At 72.8% G+C, this 17,805-nt stretch carries 12 protein-coding genes; 8 read left to right on the top strand and 4 right to left on the bottom strand.

The window, feature by feature from the left end:
• Positions 1 to 2 precede the first annotated feature (2 nt).
• Together ACQEVZ_RS20685 and ACQEVZ_RS20680 are read left to right on the top strand one after the other, a co-directional pair.
• Positions 3 to 1,466 (top strand): ATP-binding protein, encoded by a 1,464-nt coding sequence (locus ACQEVZ_RS20685; protein WP_433368912.1) that lies wholly within the window; start codon positions 3 to 5, stop codon positions 1,464 to 1,466.
• Positions 1,463 to 3,238 (top strand): trypsin-like peptidase domain-containing protein, encoded by a 1,776-nt coding sequence (locus ACQEVZ_RS20680; protein ID WP_433368909.1) that lies wholly within the window; start codon positions 1,463 to 1,465, stop codon positions 3,236 to 3,238. Before ACQEVZ_RS20685 ends, ACQEVZ_RS20680 begins: the two co-directional genes overlap by 4 nt.
• A gap of 76 nt (positions 3,239 to 3,314) precedes the next feature.
• Here ACQEVZ_RS20680 and glpK read toward each other — a convergent pair whose 3' ends face one another.
• The gene (gene glpK / locus ACQEVZ_RS20675; protein ID WP_344513671.1) at positions 3,315 to 4,787 is read right to left on the bottom strand and encodes a glycerol kinase GlpK; all 1,473 of its coding nucleotides are present in this window, start codon (positions 4,785 to 4,787) and stop codon (positions 3,315 to 3,317) included.
• A gap of 108 nt (positions 4,788 to 4,895) precedes the next feature.
• Here glpK and ACQEVZ_RS20670 point away from each other — a divergent pair, with 108 nt between their 5' ends.
• The 5 genes from ACQEVZ_RS20670 (at position 4,896) to ACQEVZ_RS20650 (ending at position 11,670) form a co-directional block, all read left to right on the top strand.
• A complete protein-coding gene (locus ACQEVZ_RS20670; RefSeq protein ID WP_433368905.1) occupies positions 4,896 to 8,282 on the top strand; it encodes a cyclic nucleotide-binding protein in 3,387 nt (1,128 codons plus the stop codon).
• 12 nt (positions 8,283 to 8,294) lie between these two features.
• A complete protein-coding gene (locus ACQEVZ_RS20665; protein WP_033358663.1) occupies positions 8,295 to 8,510 on the top strand; it encodes a hypothetical protein in 216 nt (71 codons plus the stop codon).
• A 38-nt stretch (positions 8,511 to 8,548) separates the two neighbouring features.
• Entirely contained in the window at positions 8,549 to 9,859 is a 1,311-nt protein-coding gene (locus ACQEVZ_RS20660; RefSeq protein ID WP_433368902.1) for an Os1348 family NHLP clan protein, read from the top strand.
• A gap of 64 nt (positions 9,860 to 9,923) precedes the next feature.
• On the top strand, positions 9,924 to 11,210 hold the full coding sequence (locus ACQEVZ_RS20655; protein ID WP_433368899.1) for a CehA/McbA family metallohydrolase: 1,287 nt from the start codon (positions 9,924 to 9,926) through the stop codon (positions 11,208 to 11,210).
• Between the two features lie 82 nt (positions 11,211 to 11,292).
• Complete coding sequence (locus tag ACQEVZ_RS20650; RefSeq protein WP_433368896.1) at positions 11,293 to 11,670, top strand: hypothetical protein; 378 nt, start codon at positions 11,293 to 11,295, stop codon at positions 11,668 to 11,670.
• On the opposite strand, the gene ACQEVZ_RS20645 is transcribed toward ACQEVZ_RS20650, so the two are convergent.
• The 3 genes from ACQEVZ_RS20645 to ACQEVZ_RS20635 form a co-directional block, all read right to left on the bottom strand.
• Positions 11,667 to 13,778, bottom strand: coding sequence for a putative bifunctional diguanylate cyclase/phosphodiesterase (locus tag ACQEVZ_RS20645; protein WP_433368893.1), 2,112 nt, complete (start codon positions 13,776 to 13,778; stop codon positions 11,667 to 11,669). The genes ACQEVZ_RS20650 and ACQEVZ_RS20645 overlap by 4 nt on opposite strands.
• A gap of 14 nt (positions 13,779 to 13,792) precedes the next feature.
• Positions 13,793 to 14,587: an SAM-dependent methyltransferase gene (locus tag ACQEVZ_RS20640; RefSeq protein ID WP_433368890.1), complete on the bottom strand. Its 795-nt coding sequence runs from the start codon at positions 14,585 to 14,587 to the stop codon at positions 13,793 to 13,795.
• 124 nt (positions 14,588 to 14,711) lie between these two features.
• On the bottom strand, positions 14,712 to 16,562 hold the full coding sequence (locus ACQEVZ_RS20635) for a bifunctional metallophosphatase/5'-nucleotidase (RefSeq protein WP_433368887.1): 1,851 nt from the start codon (positions 16,560 to 16,562) through the stop codon (positions 14,712 to 14,714).
• 209 nt (positions 16,563 to 16,771) lie between these two features.
• On the opposite strand from ACQEVZ_RS20635, the gene ACQEVZ_RS20630 reads away from it, so the two are divergent.
• The gene (locus tag ACQEVZ_RS20630; protein WP_344513683.1) at positions 16,772 to 17,680 is read left to right on the top strand and encodes a glycoside hydrolase family 16 protein; all 909 of its coding nucleotides are present in this window, start codon (positions 16,772 to 16,774) and stop codon (positions 17,678 to 17,680) included.
• The last annotated feature ends 125 nt before the right edge of the window (positions 17,681 to 17,805 follow it).

Below are 17,805 nucleotides of genomic sequence, written 5' to 3'. Positions count from 1 at the left end.
CGATGGTGCGGTTCATCGCCGACGTGCCGCTGCGGGTCAAGCTGATCGCCGCGGTCCTCACACTCGTCACCATGGCGCTGCTGGTCATCGGCGTCGCCAGCGCCCTGGTCATGAAGAGCAGCATGTTCGACAAGGTCGACCAGCAGCTGCGGACGATGGCCGAGACCGTCGACCTGAGCCGGCTGGCGCTGACCGACACCAGCCAGGACACGATCCTGCAGAGCAACTACTACATCGCCTGGGTCACGCAGCTGCGCACCGGCAAGCTCGAGACCGGCGTCGTCGGCACCCGCCAGGACGCCGACGCGCCACCCATCCCCGGCACGTGGGAGGACCTCGAGAAGCACCTGGGCGTGCCGTACACGGCGACCACCGCGAAGACGCATGAGCGCTGGCGCATCCTGATCATCCAGCGCCAGGACACGCTGCTGCTCGTCGCGGAGAGCCTCTCGATGGTCGACAGCGCCGTCGACGAGCTCGTCGCCGCGGAGCTGTTCGTCGGCGCCGGCGTCCTCGTCGTGCTCGCCGCGGTCGGCGTCGCCATGGTCCGCGCCAGCCTCCAGCCGCTGCGCGAGATCGAGCGCACCGCCGCCGCGATCGCCGCCGGCGACCTCACCCGCCGGGTGCCCGAGAGCCCGCCGGAGACGGAGATGGGGCACCTCGCCGCCGCGCTCAACGCCATGCTCGCCCAGATCGAGGGCGCATTCAGGCTGCGCGAGGCGTCCGAGGAGCGCATGCGGCAGTTCATCGCCGACGCCTCCCACGAGCTGCGCACGCCGCTGACCACGATCCGGGGCTTCGCCGAGCTGTACCGGGTGGGCGCAGTCAGCGAGCCGGGGGACACGCTGCGGCGCATCGAGGACGAGGCCTCCCGCATGGGCCTGCTGGTCGAGGACCTGCTCATGCTGGCCCGCCTCGACCAGGAGCGCCCCCTGGCACTGGCCGACATGGACCTGCGCGTCATCGCCAGCGACGCCGTGGCCGCCGCCCGGGCCGTCGCCCCCGACCGCACCGTCGACCTGGAGATCGAGCGGGACGAGCCGATCGAGGTCAACGGCGACGAGTCCCGCCTGCGCCAGGTCGTCAGCAACCTCATGACCAACGCCCTCACCCACACGCCCGCCGGCACGCCCGTCGCCCTGCGCCTGCGCCGCGACGGCACCGACGCCCTCATCGAGGTCGCCGACCACGGCCCGGGTCTCACCGAGGAGCACGCCGCCCGGGTGTTCGAGCGCTTCTACCGGGTAGACAAGGCACGCACCCGCAGCAAGGCCAGCGGCTCGCACAGCGGCAGCGGCCTGGGCCTGGCGATCGTGGCCGCCCTCGTCTCCGTGCACCACGGCACCGTCTCCGTCTTCAACACCCCCGGCGGCGGCGCCACCTTCCAGGTCCGGCTTCCTCTCACAGGCGGTTCCCAGGCCGCGATCAGTGGTTTGCAAGCTGCCGTCGCCAAGCTCAAATCATGAGCGAACAGCAGGGATGGGCGCCGGACCCGGCCGACCAGCAGGGTCGGGCGTCGAGCCCGGCCGCACAGCCGGCCACCGAGCCGGCCAGCACCACCACCGGGCCTTCGAGCCCCACGCCGCCCGGCGGCTCGCCGGCTGACGGCACCCCGGCGGACGCCGCCTCGTTCGGCACCACGCAGGACCACCTGATGCGGTCCGAGACGCCCCCCACCTGGCCGACGAACCCGGCCGCCACGGCCGCCGGCGCCGCCGACGTCCAGGACCCGGCCCGGACCTGGCCCACCACCCCGCAGGCCCCGCGGGCCATACCGGCCGCGCCGGTCACGCCGGCCGCGCCCACCTCCCGGACCGCCGCCCTCGGCCCGCTGCCCGCCGTCCCTGGCTCGCAGCCCGCTGTCCCTGGCTCGCTGCCCGCTGTCCCTGGCTCGCTGCCCGCTGTCCCTGGCTCGCTGCCCGCCGTCCCTGGCTCGCTGCCCGCCGGTCACGACGCCCAGACCGCCGCCCTCGGCTCGCAGCCCGCCGCGCCCGCCGTCCCCGGCCCGCTGCCCGCCGTCCCCGGCTCGCAGACCGCCGTTCCCGGCTCGCAGCCCGCGGTGCCCGCCGGTTACGGCTCGCAGCCCGCCGCGCATGGCGCGCCCGGCGCGCGGCCCGGCGCCGACGGACCCATCCAGACCTGGCCGGCGTCGCAGCCCGCGGCTCCGCAGGCCGGCAACCTCCGCTCCGTCGCGCAGAGCGGCCCCATCGCGGCCGGGCAGAACGGGCCGTACCCCTTCTCCGGACAGCAGCCCGCCGCCCAGCACCACGCCGGGCAGCACCCCGGCGGACAGCAGCCCGTCGCCCAGCACCACGCCGGGCAGTACCCCGGCGGACAGCACAACGGCGGGCAGCAGCAGCCGCACCTGCCGACGGCGCAGCTGCCCCCGCACGTGCCGCACATGCAGCGGCCGTTCCAGTGGCAGCAGCCGCAGCCCGGGTCGGTGTTCGTGCCGCCCCCCGTGCGCAGGCGCAGCCGGGTCGGGCTCGCCGTGGCGGGGATCGTCGCGGCGATCGGGCTGTCGGCGGTGTCGGCGTTCGGCGGCGGGCTCGCGGCCCTCGAGCTGCGGCCCGCGGCCTCACCCGCGGTCGTCGGCGCCACCAACTCGTCCGGCTCGGCCGGCTCCTCCACCACCCTGTCCGACGTCGCGGCGCAGGTGCTGCCCAGCGTGGTGTCGATCAGCACGGGCAACGCGGTCGGCTCCGGCGTGGTCATCACCGACGACGGGGCGATCCTCACCAACAACCACGTGGTCGCCACGGCCCGGGGCACGTCGGTGCAGGTGACGTTCTCCGGCGGGCGGACCGCCCAGGCGAAGATCATCGGCACCGAGCCCGCCACCGACCTGGCCGTGGTCAAGATAGTGGGGGGCGGCACGTACACGCCGCTCGTGTTCGGCGACAGCTCGACCGTCAAGGTCGGCGACACGGTGCTCGCCGTCGGCAGTCCGCTCGGCCTCGACGGGTCCGTCACCGCCGGCATCGTGAGCGCCGTCAACCGCACGATCGACGAGGGCAACGACGGCCAGTCCGCCGCCGCGAAGATCAGTGGGGCCATCCAGACCGACGCCGCGATCAACCCCGGCAACTCCGGCGGCGCGCTGGTCAACACCGCCGGTCAGCTCGTCGGCATCAACACCGCGATCGCGACCTCGGGCGACACCGCCGGCAACATCGGCGTCGGCTTCGCCATCAGCAGCAACACCGCCAAGGCCGTCGCTCAGCGCCTGCTGAGCTAGAAGCTGGTTTCCCTCCAGAAAGAGAGATCCGGTGGTGCGCCTGGCGGGGCGCCCACCGGATCTCTCTGTGCGGGCCTCAGGCCCAGCCGAACGAGCGCTCCACCGCCTTCAGCCAGGACGCGTGCCCCTTGTCCCGGGTCTCCGCGGACATGGACGGCGACCACTGCCGGTCCACCCGCCACTTCTCCCGCAGCGTCTCCGTGTCGGGCCAGAACCCGACGGCGAGACCCGCCGCGTATGCGGCACCCAGCGCCGTCGTCTCGGACACCGTCGGGCGGACCACCGGCACATCCAGTACATCGGCCTGGAACCCCATCAAGAGGTCGCTGGCGGTCATCCCTCCGTCGACCTTCAGGGTCTCCAGCGGCACGGCGGACTCGGCCATCATGGCGTCCACGACGTCCTTGACCTGCCAGGCGGTCGCCTCCAGGGCGGCCCGGGCGAGGTGCCCCTTGGTGACGTAACCGGTCAGGCCGGTGATGACGCCGCGCGCGTCGGGGCGCCAGTGCGGGGCGAACAGGCCGGAGAACGCGGGCACGATGTAGCAGCCGCCGTTGTCGGCGACGGTGGCGGCCAGGTCGTTGATCTCCGGCGCCGAGCTGATGAGGCCCAGGTTGTCGCGCAGCCACTGCACGAGGGAGCCGGTGATCGCGATGGAGCCTTCCAGGGCGTACACGGCCGGGGCGTCGCCGATGCGGTAACCGACGGTGCTCAGCAGGCCACGCGTGCTCGCCACCGGCTGGTGACCGGTGTTGAGCAGCAGGAACGAGCCGGTCCCGTAGGTGCACTTCGCCTCGCCGGGCGCGAAGCATGCCTGGCCGAAGAGCGCCGCCTGCTGGTCGCCGAGGGCGCTGGCCACCGGCACGCCGTGCAGCAGCGTCTTCGCCTCGCCGTACACGTGCGAGGAGGGGCCGATCTCCGGCAGCATCACGCGCGGGATGCCGAACGCCGACAGCAGCTCGTCGTCCCAGTCGAGCGTGGTGAGGTTCATCAGCATCGTCCGGCTGGCGTTGGTGACGTCGGTGACGTGCCGGCCGGTGAGCTTCTCGATGAGCCAGGTGTCGACGGTACCGAAGTGGATCTCACCCGCCTCGGCACGGGCGCGCAGGCCGGGCACGTTGTCCAGCAGCCAGACCGCCTTCGGCCCGGCGAAGTACGTCGCGAGCGGCAGCCCGCACCGCTCACGGAAGCGGTCGGGGCCGGCGTCGCCGGCGAGGGAGCGGATGAGGGCGTCGGTGCGGGTGTCCTGCCAGACGATCGCCGGGTGCACCGGCTCGCCGGTCTCGGCGTCCCACAGGATCGTGGTCTCGCGCTGGTTGGTGATGCCGATGGCGGCGACATCGGCGCGGGACAGGCCCGCCTGGTCGAGGGCGCGGGTCGACACGGCCTGGACCTGGTGCCAGATCTCGACCGGGTCGTGTTCGACCCAGCCCGGTCTCGGGAAGCTCTGGCGGTGTTCGCGCTGGTCAAGCGCCACGATGGCGCCGTCGGCGTCGAACACGATCGCACGGGAGGAGGTCGTGCCCTGGTCGATGGCGAGGATGTACACGCTGCCATCTTCGCCGAAGAGTTGTCACGTTCGGGACGGAACCTTCCCGTGGTCGCGTTCGCCGCCTACGCTGCCTGCCGGGAAACAGTGGCCCTATCAGGAGCGATCGTGGCCGTCATCGAGACGCGCATCAGTGTCTGGGAGGCCCTCGCCGGGCGCGCCCCAGGAGTTCCGCTGGGCCCTGCCGACCAGGGTCTTTGGCAGGCGGTCACCGACCGGCTCAACCCTGCCCGGGCCCGGCCTGTCCTGCGTAAGGCGGTCGAGGCGGTCACGCTCACGTCCGCCCGCGGCGTCGACTACGTGATGGTGCGCTCGCCCGACCGCGGTGAGGCCTGCTACCTGCGGCTCACGCCGGACGAGTGGAGCCTGGCGCAGCTCATGGACGGCACCCGGACCGTCGCGCGGCTCGTCGCCGACTTCGCCCGCATCGCCGGCCGGCTCGCCCCCGACCAGGTCACCCGGGTCGTCGCCGACCTCGCCGGCAACCGCATGCTCGACGAGCTGCCGGTCGACGCGTTCCACCGGCTGCACCGCGTACACCGGCGGCCATGGCCGATCCGGCTCGGCAAGGCGATCGTCGCGACCGCCCAGGGCCGCCGGGTGGTCATCGCCCGGGTCGACCCGATCGTCACGTTCCTGTACAAGGCCGGCGGCCGGCTGTTCTTCACCCGGGTCGTCGCGGTGCTCGCCGGGCTGGTCGCACTCGCCGGCCTCGGCGTCTTCGTCTTCAACTGGTTCCGCGCCGACCAGTCGGTGTTCCTGACCGACGACTCCTACTTCACCGGCGCCCTGGTGCTGCTGGGCCTCAACGTCGTCGCGCTCGCCTGCCACGAGCTGGGGCACGCGCTGGGGGCGAAGCACGCCGGCAGGAAGGTCCCGGTCGCCGGTTTCCTGGTGTACTTCGGGATCCCGTCCGTCTTCGTGGACACCACCGACGTCTGGATGGCCGGCCGGCGCGCGCGGCTCGTCACCACGATCGCGGGCCCGGCGACCGGCCTGGTGCTCGCCGGCGCCTGCCAGCTCGTCGGGCTGTTCTACCCGGAGCTGGAGCCGTGGACGTTCAAGCTGGCGTTCGCGTGGTACCTCAACGCGCTGTTCAACCTCAACCCGTTCATGGCGCTCGACGGCTACTACCTGCTCATGGACTGGCTGGAGGTGCCCAACCTGCGGGCCCGCGGCCTGGCCTGGGTCATCGCCCGCCTGCGCCGGCGCCCGCCCCGCTTCGGTGAGCTCGACCGGGAGGGCCGCCTCGTCGCCCTGTACGGCATGCTCGCCGTCGTCTGGCTCGCCATCGCCGTCAACCTGATGTACCGGATCTACACCGACCGGGTCGCGGGCGTCGTCACCGGCCTGTGGAACGCCGGCTGGGCCGCCCGCGCGCTGCTCGCCGTCATCGTCGCCGGGCTGCTCGCCCCGCTGGTCTACCTGCTGTTCTCCTGGCTGCGCCGGCGGACCCGGCGGGTGCGGGACCGGATGGGGGAGCGCAAGCTGTCCCGCGACGAGCCGCGCCGGCTCGCCGCCCTGCGCGCGTCCAAGCTCGCCGACCTGCCGCCGGCCGCGCTCGCGAAGCTCGCCGAGCAGGCCCGCTGGGTGCACCCGCGGACCGGCGAGCAGCTGGTCTTCGCCGGCGCCGCGCAACAGTCGGTCTACGTCGTCGTCGACGGCGCCCTGGAGGCCCGCCGCCCCGGCGACCCGACCGGCACCGTCCGGGAGCGGGTCGGCCGCGGCGGCGTCGTCGGCCTCGCCAACGCGATCACCGGCGCGCCCGCCGCGCTCGGCTGGCTGACCGCCGGCACGACCCTGCTCGCGATCCCGCCGTCCACGGTCGCCGCGGCCGTCGGCCCGCTGTCCGGCCCGCCGCCGGTGGAGTGGGCCGAGCTGGAGGCGCTGCTGGCGGAGGCGCCGGCGCTCGCCGACCTCGGCGCGGAGGACCGCCTCGGGCTCATGAGCCGCGCGCACCCGGCGCAGCTGATGCCCGGGCAGCCGGTGCACCTGGAGACCGGCACCGACGCGATCGTCGTCGCGTCCGGGTCGCTGCTGCGGCCCGATGGCGTGCAGGTCGGCCGTGGCGCGATGATCGGCCCGTACGGTGAAGGCCCGCCCGGCCAGGTCGCCACCGCCCGCTCCGCCGCCCGCGTCTGGGTGCTGCCCGCCGTCGCCGGCCTGCCGCTGCTCATCGGCGCATCCACGGCCGGCACTGTGGCTGGCTCTGTGGCCGGCTCTGTGGCCGGCTCTGCCGCCGGCGGTCGCGCGCCGTTGTCGGGCGCCCACCCGCCGTCGGCGTACCCGCCGCTCGCGGCGCCGCCCGGTGTCCACGGCCCGTCCGACGACTCGGTCGACAAGCGCTTCGAGCGCAAGCTGTGGTGGCTGCTGGTGCTGCTGCTGATCTTCGCGCTGTTCCTGACCGGCAGCAATCTCTTCTCCGCGCCCGTGTGGGCCGAGATGCCGACCGACCGGGCACTCATCACGGCCACGCGGGGGCAGACGACGGTCACGATCCACGGCGAGGAGCACACCCTGCGCCGCGACGGCAAGATGTACGTCGAGCTCGGCGACGCCGTCTCCGTCGCGGACCGCTCCACGGCCACGATGACGTTCCGCGGCGGCAGCGTCACGGTCCTGTGCGCCGGCACCCGGGTCGACGTCGGCGAACTGGTCAGCTCGGTCGACCGCCGCCCGATCCAGCCGACCGGCGCGTACACGCTGCGCTCCGGCCGCACCCTGGTCGACACGACGAGCACCACGACGGCCTTCGAGCCGCTGAAGCTCACCGTCACCGGCGCCGGCGACCTGGTCGCCAACGACGGGCGGGCCAGGTTCGCCCTGACCGCCGGCAGCGCGTCACCGGAGGTCGGCTCGGGCGTCGTCACCCAGGGCGGCTCGGCCGTCACGGTGGACCCGTCGGCCGACCTGACCTGCGGCGACGGCATCGCCCTGCCGAAGCCGGGCGGCACGCCGACCGTGTCAGTGGGGCCGTCCCCGTCGGACACGCCGTCGGAGTCCCCGTCACCGTCCGAGTCCCCGTCCGCCTCGGAGAGCGCGTCGGCGACCCCGACGCCCGGCACCACCCCGACGAAGACGAAGGCCCCGACCCCGACGCGCGGCACCACGACGACCGCCGGCCCCCCGCCGACCACGTCGCCGCCGCCACCGCCGGACACCACGGCACCGACCGTGCGGCTGACCTTCGCGACCCAGCAGAACTACGTCTACCCACCTGGTTGCCGCTATGGTGGCCCGTCGACCGTGCCGCTCACCGTCACCGCTGTGGACAAGGTCGACGCCACGTCGACGTTGAAGGTGACGATCAGCGCCAGGGTCGGCAGCGGCTCGGCGAAGTACTCCAGTGGGAACCAGTTCGCCGCCACGTTCGGCGGGGTGACGCTGACCGCCGACGCCAAGATCGTCGTGACCGCGCGTGCGGTGGACCCCGCGGGCAATGCCGGCTCCGCAACGATCACCGTCACCTACTACTCGCAATGCATCGTCGGCTGAGGGAGTTCGAACGTGCTCTGTTGGTTCTGCGCCAAGGCGGCGCGGGGGTCGTGCCGGTTCTGCGCGCGCGGGCTGTGCGAGGACCATGCGAAGTTCGGCCCGTATCTGCTGGAGGTGCACCGGTCGCAGAGCCGCGGCCGGGCCGAGGGGCTCGTCGTGGAGGACGCGGTGCAGTGCGGCACCTGCCGTCCCCGCCCGCAGCCCGTGCCCATGCCTGAACTCGACTGATTTTCACGACCTGTGCCATAACTGGGGGGACTGTTCCGATGAGCGACTTCGACGACGTACTCGAGCGGCTGCTGACCGATCCGGGCTTCCAGGCGCGCCTGGCGGCCGACCCGGCCGGCGCGCTCGCGGGGTACCAGCTGAGCGCCGACGAGCTGGAGCTGCTCCAGGCGCAGGTCGGCGGCGCTGACGCGGGGCAGTCACGGGTCGAGCAGCGCACGAGCAAGGCCAGCATGTTCGGCCTGTTCTCCTCGATCGGCTCGGGTATCGGTGACGTCGTCCACGGCCACGGCGGCGGTCCCTCGTTCGATCATGGCGCCGGGCACAACCTGGGTGACGGCGGTCAGGGCTCCGGCGCGGCGCACAGCGCGGCCCGCGGGCTGGGCGCGCTGGAGCAGTCCGGCGGCCGGCACGCCGCTCCCGAGCCGGAGCAGCACGGCGGGCTGGCCGCGCACCTGCGGGACGCCATCGACCACGGCGCGCACGCGTCGGCCGGCGGTGCCGAGGCGCACGCGGGCCCCGGTGGCGCGTACGCGTCCGCGGGCGGCGTCGAGGCGCAGGCCGGCTACGGCGGCGCCGGGCTCGCGGAGGCGCCGGACCCCCAGGGCGGCGGCTACGACGGTCTCTCCGAGGCGTCCGACGACCCGCGCTCGTACGCGTCGGCGGGCCATGGCGGCGGTCAGGACAGTGGTTACGGCGGCCTGTCCGAGGCGCCCGACCCGCAGGGCAGCGAGGGGCTCGCCGAAGCGTCCCCGTACGGCGTCAGCGAGGTCCACTCCAGCGGCCAGGGCACCGTGTACCGCAGCGCGAGCGCCGGCATCGGCGAGGCCGTCGGCCAGGGCGCGCACGCCGGCACCGGCCACGCGGAAGCCGGCTTCGGAGGAGCCCACGCGGAGGCCGGCCTCGGAGGGGCCCACGCGGAGGCCGGATTCGGAGAGGCGCAGGCCGACGGCGGCGGGCGGCACGGAATCGCCGGCGGGCTCGACGGCATCGTCGGCGGGCAGCAGCCGGGCCACGGGAGCGGGACGGGTGTCGCGGGTGGCATCGCCGGCGCGCTCCGGGACGGTGTGCCCGGCGGGGTGGGTCAGGCGCCCACCGACGGCTACCACACCCGGGTCGACTGGGACGGCGACGGCCGGTGGGACCAGCACACCTACGTGAACCGGGCCGACGGCGGCGTCGACATCGTCGTGGACACCGACGGTGACGGGCGGGCCGAGTTCGTCGGCCACGACACCGACCGCGACGGCCTCATCAACTCCTCCGAGATCGACACCAACCGCGACGGCGTCATGGATCAGCGATACGAGGACCTCAACGGCGACGGCTGGCTGGACCGCCGCACCCGCTGAGTGTAAATCTGCCAGACATCAACAGGTATCGAACTGTTGGGTCGGGTGGCGTGTGCTGTGGGGCATGACTGGAGACCACTCCCATCACCATCACGAAGGCCGTCACGAAGGCCGTCACGAAGGCCGTCATGAAGGCATCGACCGCCGGGGGCTGCTCGCCGCGGGCGCCGGCGGGCTGCTCGTCCTCGCCACCCCGGGTGTCGCGTCCGCCGGTGCAGGCCGGACCGCCCGCGCCGAGACCGGCACGGCCGCGACCGTCGGCGCCGGCCCGGCCGCGCTGACCGGGGCCGCCCGGGCGTCCGCCATCACCGCCGGCACCGGCCTGGTCCACGCCGACCTGCACAACCACACCGTGATGTCCGACGGCGACGGTGACCCCGCCCTCGCCTTCGCCTCGATGCGCTCGGCCGGCCTGGACGTCGCCGCGCTCACCGACCACACCACCCTCTTCGGCATCAGCGGCCTGTCGAAGTCGGAGTGGGACCGCACCGGCGCCCTCGCCAACGCCGCCGACGACCCCGGCAACTACACCGCCATCCGCGGCTTCGAGTGGTCGCACCCGCTGCTCGGCCACGTCAACGTCTGGTTCACCAACGGGTTCACCGATCTCGGCGGATCGAGCAACATGGGCGGCCTGTACAACTGGATCACCGGTAACGGGGGCATCGCCAGCTTCAACCATCCGGGCCGCGAGGTCGGCCGCTTCGGCAACTTCTCCTACTCGGCGGCCGCCCGCGACGCCATGGTCAGCCTGGAGATGTTCAACCGCGGCGACGACTACCTCTTCGACGGCTGGTCAGAAGGCCGCACCTGCGCCCTCAACGCCTGCCTCAACGCCGGGTGGCGGACCGGGCTCAGCGGGGTCTCGGACGAGCACGGCACCGACTGGGGCTTCCCCGAGGGCAAGGGCCGCACCGGGCTGTGGGTGACGCAGAACACCCGCGCCGGGGTCCTGGAGGCGATGCGGGCCCGCCGCTTCTTCGCCACGCGGGTCTCCGGCCTGCGCGTCGACGCCACCGCCAACGACGTCCGGATGGGCGGGGTGCTGCCGCTCGCCCGCGGCGACGTGCGCTTCGCGCTGGACCTCGACCGCGGCCCGGACTGGCAGGGCAAGCCGGTCCGGATCCAGGTCCTGCGGCCCGGTGTCGCCGCCCCGACGGTCGCGGACGTGATCGACACGGTCGCCAATCAGGTGGTGCGCTTCACCGTGCCGCTGGACGTGGCGATGGGCAACTGGGTCGTGCTGCGCGTCTCGGACCCCACCCGACCCAACCCGAGCCCCGGCCCCAACGGTCACCCCTGCAACGACTTCGGCCTCGCCTACACCAGCCCCTGGTGGTTGCAGCCCTGAGTGAGTGGCACGTTTCGGGGATCAGCTGATCGGAGGATCCGCCTACCGTTTTCCAGGTAACCAGACGAGCCGGGAGCGGGCCATGAGCGACTACGACATCGACTGGGAGATGGAGGACGGCCTCCACGTCGACCCCGACGGTGGCGCTGACCTGCTCTCCTCCGACCAGCAGTTCGACGAGCACCACGACGACTTCGGCGTCGACACCGAGGGTCACGACGGCGCGCACGTCGTCGACGGGGACGCGTCGGGCGACTACCACGACGAGCAGCCGAGCTTCGGCGACGTGAGCGACGAGGCGCAGTACATCGACGAGACCGACCTGCCCGAGTTCCACTTCGATCCGGGCTTCACCGACGGGTCCTACGACCTGGTCGGCGCCGACCGGCACGAGGCGGACCTGTGGTCGCAGCTGATGGTCGACATGAACGAGGACGTCAACCCGTACGCGCTCGGTTAGAGCCTGATCGCGGACGGGGGTCCGGCGCTCGCGTAGTACCAACCCTGTGCGGTGTCACAACCGAGGGCCAGCAGCCGGTCGGCCTGCTCCGCCGTCTCGACGCCCTCGGCTGTGACGCTCAGGTTCAGGGCGTGGGCGAGGCCGATCACCGCCGCGATGATCTTCTGGTCGACCGGGTCGGCGCCCTCCGGCGGGCGCAGCCCGGCGACGAACGAGCCGGCCAGCTTCAGGCTGTGCACGGGCAGGTGCCGCAGGTAGGCGAAGTTGCTGTACCCGGTGCCGAAGTCGTCGATCGCGATGCGCGGGCCGAGCGCGGCGAGGGCGTTGAGCGCCTCGGTCGGCTCGCCGCCGCTGCCCATGACGGCGCTCTCCGTCAGCTCCAGCTGGAGCCGGTCGGGGGCGAGGCCGGTCTGCTCCAGGATCGCCTTCACGTCCCTGACGATCGTGCGGTCGCGCATCTGCCGGACCGCCAGGTTGACGCTCATCACCGGCGCCCGGTCGCCGTGCTCGCGGTGCCAGCGGGCGGCCTGCTTGCACGCCTCGTGCAGCACCCACCGGCCGAGCGGCACGATCAGCCCGGTCTCCTCGGCCATCCCGATGAACGCGTCCGGCCCCAGCACCCCGAATCGCGGATGCCGCCACCGTACGAGCGCCTCGACGCCGATCGTCACGCCGTCGCCGAGGCGGACCAGCGGCTGGTACTCGACGAAGAACTCGCGCCGCTCCAGCGCGGCCGGCATGCTCGCCGACAGCTCGTAGCGGGTCACCTCGCGGGCGTGCCGCTCGGCGTCGAAGAGCGCGAGCCGGTTGCGGCCGTCGGCCTTCGCCCAGTACAGCGTCGTGTCGGCGGCCTTCATCAGCTCGCCGGTGCTGGTGCCGCGCAGCGGCTGCTCGACCACGCCGATGCTGGCCGAGATGCTGATCTCGTGCCCGCCCACGTGCACCGGCGCGCGGACGGTGTCCAGCGCCCGCTCGGCGACCGCGACGACCTCGTCGGTGCCGCCGGCCCGCTCGATGAGCACCACGAACTCGTCGCCGCCCATCCGGGCGACCAGCTGGCCGTCGCCGGAGATCGAGCGGGCCAGGCGCCGGGCGACGGTCTGCAGCAGCTGGTCGCCGACGTCGTGCCCGAGCGTGTCGTTGATGACCTTGAACCCGTCGACGTCGAGGTAGCACACGCCGACGCGCGACTCGGGCTCCTCCTCGGCGCCGGCGAGCAGCTCGGCGAGCCGGTCGAAGAACATCGTCCGGTTGGGCAGCTGCGTCAGCGGGTCGTGCAGGGCCTGGTGCCGCAGGCGCAGCTGGAGCAGGTAGCGCTCGGTGATGTCCTCAACCATCGCGACCAGCCACTTCGGCTCGCCGTCCTCGTCGCGGATGATCGACGCGACGAGATCGGTCCACACCTGGTGGCCGTCCTTGTGGATGTACGGCTTCTCGATCCGGAACTGGTCGCGCCCGCCGGACAGCAGCTCCTCGAACATCCCGGCCGCGACCGGCGGGTCCTGCGGGTGCACGAAGTCCTCGAAGGTCATCGCCCGCAGCTCGTCCTCGGTGTAGCCGAGCATGTCGCACAGCGCCTGGTTGACCTCGATGACCACGCCGTCGACGGTGCTCACGCTCATCCCGATCGCGGCGCCGGCGAAGATCGCGCGGAAGCGGGCCTCGCTGACCCGCCGGCTCTCCTCGGCGCGGGCCCGGGCCCACAGCGCCGCGGTGCGGATCTCCTCCTGCTCGTCGAGGATCCGGTCGCGCAGCGCCTGCGCGTAGCCGGCGGCGAGCGCGCCCTGGATCTCCGCGACCCGCCTGGTCGGCGCCTTCGCGAACTGCTCGCTGAGCACCGCGACCGTGCGCTCCAGGGTCGTCGGCTCGGTGAAGTGCGCGGCGACGAGCGTGGAGCCGACCTCGCGCACGTCGCCGAGGTCGAGGGTCTCGGCCGTGAGCGCGTGGATGAGCCGGGTCGACAGGGCGGTGAGGAAGTCCTGCACCTCCAGGCCGCTCATCGACACGTAGCTGGTGCCGGCGATGGCCAGCGACCAGCTGCGGGCGAGCCGCTCGGCGGCTCGGTGCGGGCGGTCCCACGACGTCGGCGTGGGGCTGAGGGCGGTCATGATCGGTGGGTGCACTAGTCCTTGCGGGCGACGGCGGCGCAGCCGATCGCGTTGCCGTCGGGTGGGGTCTCGTCGTCCGGGTCCGGCCGCCAGTCGTAGGTCGCGACCACGCCCGGATCCACGATCGTGAGATCGCCCAGCAGCTTCCTGACCTCGTCGCTGCCGCGCAGGATCAGCGGCGTCGGCGACTTGCGGTAGACCTCCCACGCCGCGTCCTCGGCGGGGGTGAGCGGCCGGTCGAGGCCGGCGTGGGACAGCACGACGTGGCTGCCCGGCACGCCCGCGGCGGCGTACCCGCTGACGATGTCGGCGGGGCGCTCCTCGTCGGGCACGAAGTGCAGCACCGCGGCCAGCACGAACGCGACCGGCTGGGTGAAGTCGATCAGCCGCTGGACCTCGGGGGCGGCCAGCACGTCCGCGGGGGCGCGCAGGTCGGCGGCGACGACGGCGGTGTCCGGCACCTCGGCGAGGATGGCCCGGCTGTGCGCGACCGCCACCGGGTCGTTGTCGACGTAGACGACCTTGCCGCCCGGGACGAGCTCGTGGATGTTGCCCACGGTCGGGATACCCGAGCCGAGGTCGATGAACTGCCGGACACCCTGCGCGCTCAGCATGGACACGGCGCGGCGCAGGAAGGCCCGGTTGCTGCGGGTCAGCGCGGCCACGGCCGGCATGAACTTGAGGACCTGCTCGGCGAACGCCCGGTCGGCGGCGAAGTTGTGCGAGCCGCCCAGGTAGTAGTCATAGACGCGGGCCACGCTCGGCTGATCGAGGTCGATGTCCGCGGGTGCCCAGCTCGGTCGCTCCACCGATCAACGCCTTTCGACCTCGGTCGTGCAGTCCGCACGTGCGTGCTGCGGTTCATCGGGCGCCTGCGAGCATACGTGCGGGCGGGCGGGAGCAAAACCCACCGCCCGCCCACACGGACATCGATCAGGCGATCTTCGTGATTCGGGTACCCGGGCCCGGAGCGATCGGACCGGTCGCGAGGTGCGCGGTGAGGGCGTCGACGTCGAAGCCCGGCGCGTACACGCGGGTGGCGCTCGGCTGGTTCAGGTTGCTGAAGCCGTCGCCGCCGTTGGCCAGGAAGTCGTTCGTGGTCAGCTGGTACGTCGCCGCGGGGTCGATCGGCGTGCCGTTCAGCGCGAGGTCGCTGACCTTCGAGCCGAGCGGGGCCGAGGCGCTGTAGGTGTAGGTGAACCCGGCGGACACCTGCAGGATCTTCTGCGTGGTCTGCCCCTCGAAGCCGGTGAACTGCTGCTCGAGGACCTTCTTCAGCTGGGCGCCGGTGATGGGCTGGGTGACGACCAGGTTGTTGAACGGCTGGACCGTGAAGGCCTCGCCGTACGTGACCTGGCCGGGCGCCTCGCCGCCGGGCGAGTTCGCGTAGATCAGCGACGCCCGGATGCCGCCCGGGTTCATCAGCGCGATCTGCGAGCCCGCGGCGGCGGTGTACTTGAGCTGCGCGTCGGCGATCACGTCACCGAGCGTCGACTCGCCGCTGGCCAGCGCGATGTTGGTGATGTCGGCGGTGATGCCGCCGACGACCTTGTTCGCCAGCGGGGCGACGGCCGTGCGGTACTTGTCGGCGATGACCTTGACCTTCGGGTCGACCAGTGCCGCGTTGCGCACGAAGTTGCCCGCCGCGTCCTTCTGCCACGTGCCGTCGGCGTTCTTCACGCCGTTCTCGACGATGACGTTGGTCGCGGACGCGTCGACGAACTTGCGCGACTTCTTGTCCAGCGTCACGCGGATGTCGGTGACCAGGGTGCCGGCCGTGCCCGCGCTCGTCACCAGCGAGCTGGCGCCCGAGGAGTTCGGCAGCTGGCAGGTGTAGAAGCGGTGCGTGTGGCCTGACACGACGACGCCGTAGGCCGGGTTGAGGCCCTTGACGATGTCGGTGATCGGGCCGGCGAAGTTGGCGCAGCCGGACGGGTCCAGCGGCGCGGGCGGGCTGCTCTGCAGACCACCCTCGTGGATCAGGAGGACCATCGACTTGATGCCGAGCCAGCCCAGCAGCGTCGCGTACTGGTTGGCCGTCTCCACCTCGTCGCGGAAGTCGACGCTCTTGATGCCGGCCGGGTTGACGATGCCGGGCGTGCCCTCGAGCGTCATGCCGACGTACGCGACCGGGACGCCCTCGTAGAGCCTGATGGTGAACGGCAGCAGGATCGGCAGCTTGTTGGACTTGTTGGTGACGTTCGCCGCGAGGTAGGGGAACTTCGCGCCGGCGAAGCCGTCGCCGTCCTGGCAGCCGTCGACGGGGTGGCAGCCGCCGAACTGGATGCGCTTGAGCTCGTCGATGCCCTCGTCGAACTCGTGGTTGCCGACGGAGGAGATGTCGACGCCCATCGCGTTGAGGGCCTCGATCGCCGGCTCGTCGTGGAACGCGGCGCTGACCAGCGGCGTGGCGCCGATGCTGTCACCGGCCACGACCGTGTCGCTGTTGCGCACGCCGTCGGCCTTCGCCGCGGCGCGCAGCTTCGTCAGCCAGGTGCTCAGGTACTCCGCACCGCCGGCGGGAGTGCCGTTGATGAGCCCGCCGCTGCCGGTCGGCGGGTCGATGTTGCCGTGGAAGTCGTTGAACCCGAGCAGCTGCGCGGAGGCCGTTGGACCCGTCTTCTGGGCGAACGACACGTTGGCCGGCGTGAGCGGCGTCCACTGGTCGGACTGCTCGGGCGCGCCGGACTTGGCTAAGGGCAGCAAGGCGACAACCGCGACGGCGAGCGCCGGCACCGCGAGGTGCTGGGCGATCCGCCGCGCGCGGGCGCGGGGCTGGGCCATGATCTCTCCTTTTGGAAGACATGCGTCGACGGACATCCTTCCGCAGGCGTCGATCCGGCACGAGCGTCGGCGGGATACGGCTGGATTGCATGCGGGTGAATGCGAGGGTCCGTATCCGATCGGGCCGCCAAGTACACACGATCGTCGACGCTCCGCAGTGCTGTGCGGACGCAAGGTATCCGGTAGGTTTTTCGAAAGGAGGCAGACACATGTTGAGGCGAGCCGCGACCGTCATGGTCGTCGTCACGTCCGCGATCTGGGTGGCTCCCGCGCCGGTCCTCGCCGTCGACCAGGCCGACTGGCAGCCGGTCTTCTCCGACTCCTTCGACGATCCGGGCACGCTGCCGTCCGGCTGCGCCGCCTACGACGGCTCGTCGGAGGGCGCCCAGCCGACCTACTTCCGCCCCGAGGCGGTCACCGTCTCCGGCGGTCGCCTGCACCTCGCCCTGCACCGGCGCACCTACGGGGGCAAGCCGTTCGTCACCGGCGAGCTGCGCTGCCTCGGCGCCGCCCAGCAGTACGGGCGCTACGAGTTCCGGGCGCGCGTGCCCGTCGGCGCGGGCATCTCCTCGATCGCGATGCTGCGCCCCGTCGACCAGCAGGCGCCCCAGGACGAGTCGCAGCTGGAGATCACCGCCCGGCCCGGCGCCGAGACCGCCCTGGTGCGCAACGGGTCGGGCACCGGCACCTCGGTGCGCACGCTGCCCGGGCCCTTCAGCGACTGGCACTCCTACGCGATCGAGTGGTCCCCGGCCGGCTTCAAGGTCTTCGTCGACGGCAAGGAGCGCTCCACCGACCCCGGCGCGTCGCCGGCGCAGCGCTGGTTCGGCTTCGCGGTGACGACCAGTGAATCGGGCGCCCCGGGCACATCGACGACGCTGCCAGCGGAGTTCCAGGTCGATTATCTGCGGGTGTACGCGTTCGCTCCGGTCTCCTCGCTGCCGGCGGTGGCGGCGCAGCCGTCGACCGCGCAGAACGGGATGTCGGGCTCGCCGGGCGGCCACCGGTGGTCGCTGTGGCTGGCGGTCGCGGCCACGGTGATGGCGGCGGTGGCTCTCTTCGCCCTGGTGGTGCACAAGACCCGCCCGCACCGGCCGCCCCCGTCGCACCGCGCGTAGCGCGCCGCGACGGCTCCCGTTCGCGTCCGGCTTCTGCCCGCGCCCGGTGCCCGCGCTTCGCCCCGTGCTCACGCTCGTGGCGAACAGGGCTGCCGGATCGGCCCGCGGCGGCGAAGGATCGCCGG

The organism is Dactylosporangium sp. CA-152071, assembly GCF_050936335.1.
GTDB lineage: Bacteria > Actinomycetota > Actinomycetes > Mycobacteriales > Micromonosporaceae > Dactylosporangium > Dactylosporangium maewongense.
The sequence above is the reverse complement of the archived record's forward strand: the minus strand, read 5'-3'. Positions and strand labels throughout refer to the sequence as shown.

Excerpts from the sequence above, each read along its gene's own strand:
- ACQEVZ_RS20635 (WP_433368887.1), bottom strand. The coding sequence starts at position 16,562 with ATGGCCCAGCCCCGCGCCCGCGCGCGGCGGATCGCCCAGCACCTCGCG.
- ACQEVZ_RS20680 (WP_433368909.1), top strand. The coding sequence starts at position 1,463 with ATGAGCGAACAGCAGGGATGGGCGCCGGACCCGGCCGACCAGCAGGGT.
- ACQEVZ_RS20630 (WP_344513683.1), top strand. The coding sequence starts at position 16,772 with ATGTTGAGGCGAGCCGCGACCGTCATGGTCGTCGTCACGTCCGCGATC.
- ACQEVZ_RS20645 (WP_433368893.1), bottom strand. The coding sequence starts at position 13,778 with ATGACCGCCCTCAGCCCCACGCCGACGTCGTGGGACCGCCCGCACCGA.
- ACQEVZ_RS20660 (WP_433368902.1), top strand. The coding sequence starts at position 8,549 with ATGAGCGACTTCGACGACGTACTCGAGCGGCTGCTGACCGATCCGGGC.
- ACQEVZ_RS20655 (WP_433368899.1), top strand. The coding sequence starts at position 9,924 with ATGACTGGAGACCACTCCCATCACCATCACGAAGGCCGTCACGAAGGC.
- ACQEVZ_RS20685 (WP_433368912.1), top strand. The coding sequence starts at position 3 with ATGGTGCGGTTCATCGCCGACGTGCCGCTGCGGGTCAAGCTGATCGCC.
- ACQEVZ_RS20650 (WP_433368896.1), top strand. The coding sequence starts at position 11,293 with ATGAGCGACTACGACATCGACTGGGAGATGGAGGACGGCCTCCACGTC.